Below are 1,714 nucleotides of genomic sequence, written 5' to 3'. Positions count from 1 at the left end.
GGCCGGCCAACCCGCTGCTGCCGTCATTCCGCGCGAGCGCTTCTTGGGCATGCCCAAGCGCGGGCTGGCGTTCCTGCTGGCGAACGTCATGTTCTGGCAGCCGTTGTGGGCGCAGGCGGACGGGATCGTGGTGGCCAACCCCGGCACCGGGCTGGACCGGGCCGGCAACGGCGTGCCGATCGTCAACATCGCCACGCCCAACGGCACGGGGCTGTCGCACAACCAGTTCAACGACTACAACGTCGGCGCCCAGGGGGTGATCCTCAACAACGCGGCCACCCAGACCGCCGCCACCCAACTGGGCGGCCACATCATCGGCAACCCGAACCTGAAGAACAGCGGCTCGGCCCAGACCATCCTCAACGAAGTGGTCGGCGGCAGCCCGAGCCAGCTGCGCGGCTACACCGAGGTGGCGGGGCAGTCGGCGCGGGTGATCGTGGCCAACCCCTACGGCATCACCTGCAACGGCTGCGGCTTCATCAACGCACCGCGGGTCACGCTGAGCACCGGCAAGCCGGTGCTGGACAACGGACGCCTCGACCGCTTCCAGGTCGACCAGGGCAGCGTCGCCATCGAAGGCGAGGGCCTGAACGCGGGCAACGTCGACCGCTTCGAGATCATCACCCGCAGCGCGAAGATCAACGCCCAGATCCAGGCGCAGAACCTGGCCATCGTCGCCGGACGCAACGACGTCAACGCCGACAGCCTCAACGCCACGGCCCGTGCCGACGACGGCAGCGCCAAGCCGCAGCTGGCCATCGACAGCTCGGCCCTGGGCGGGATGTACGCCGGGGCGATCAAGCTGGTGGGCACCGAGGCCGGGGTCGGCGTGAAGCTCGACGGCAAACTGATCGCCAGCGGCGGCGACATCCAGCTCGACGCCAACGGTCAGCTGAGCCTGGCCGAGGCCTCGGCCACCGGCGCCGTCAACGTCAAGGCCGCCGGCCTCGATGCGCGCGGCGCGGTCTACGCCGGCACCGCGCTGAACGTGCAGACCCAGGGCGACCTGACCAACCGCCAGACCCTCGCCGCCCGCGACAGCGTCGCCCTGACGGCGGGCGGTCAGCTGAGCAACGCCGGCATCGTCGAGGCCGGGGTCAATGCCGACAACAGCCGCAACGCCAACGGCGATGTGAGCCTGAGCGCGCAGAACCTCAGCAACAACGGCAAGAGCGTGGTCGCCAGCCGCAACCTGACCGTCACTGTGGCGCAGAACCTGAACAACCAGGGCGGCACGCTCAGCGGGCAGCGCACGGCGGTCGCGGCCGGAACGCTCGACAACCGCGACGGTGCGCGGGTACTGGGCGGCCAGTCCCTGAGCCTGAATGCCGGCCAGGTGCTGAACGGCAAGGGCGTCATCAACAGCGGCGGCAACTTCAACGGCAACGTCGGGCAGTTCAGCAACTCCGGCGGCGAGTTCTCCAGCCAAACCGACAGCGTCCTGGTCGTCACCGCGCTCGACAACGTCGCCGGCCTCATGACCGCCGGCCGCTTGCTGGACCTGAGCGCATTGGGTGCGATCAACAACAGCGCCGGCAAGATCGGCGCAAAGCAAAATGTGATCGTTCGCGCGCAGCGACTCGACAACAGCCAGCAAGGCCAGTTGACCAGTGAAGGCACGCTGACCACCCGGATCGGCGGCCAGCTCGACAACCGCAAAGGCTTGATCCAGGCCAACGGCGCGATGGATGTGCAGGCCACCCGCCTGGACAAC

1 protein-coding gene is annotated in these 1,714 nt (G+C 68.8%); it reads left to right on the top strand.

What is annotated here, in order from left to right:
• Positions 1-1,714, top strand: a 1,714-nt coding sequence (locus CAG31_RS27955) for a filamentous hemagglutinin N-terminal domain-containing protein (RefSeq protein WP_139832660.1), incomplete at both ends; no start/stop codon positions are given.

The sequence above is a fragment of the Pseudomonas sp. R25(2017) genome (assembly GCF_002112565.1).
GTDB classification, from domain to species: domain Bacteria; phylum Pseudomonadota; class Gammaproteobacteria; order Pseudomonadales; family Pseudomonadaceae; genus Aquipseudomonas; species Aquipseudomonas ekonensis.
This window is presented reverse-complemented; position numbering and strand designations above follow the sequence as displayed.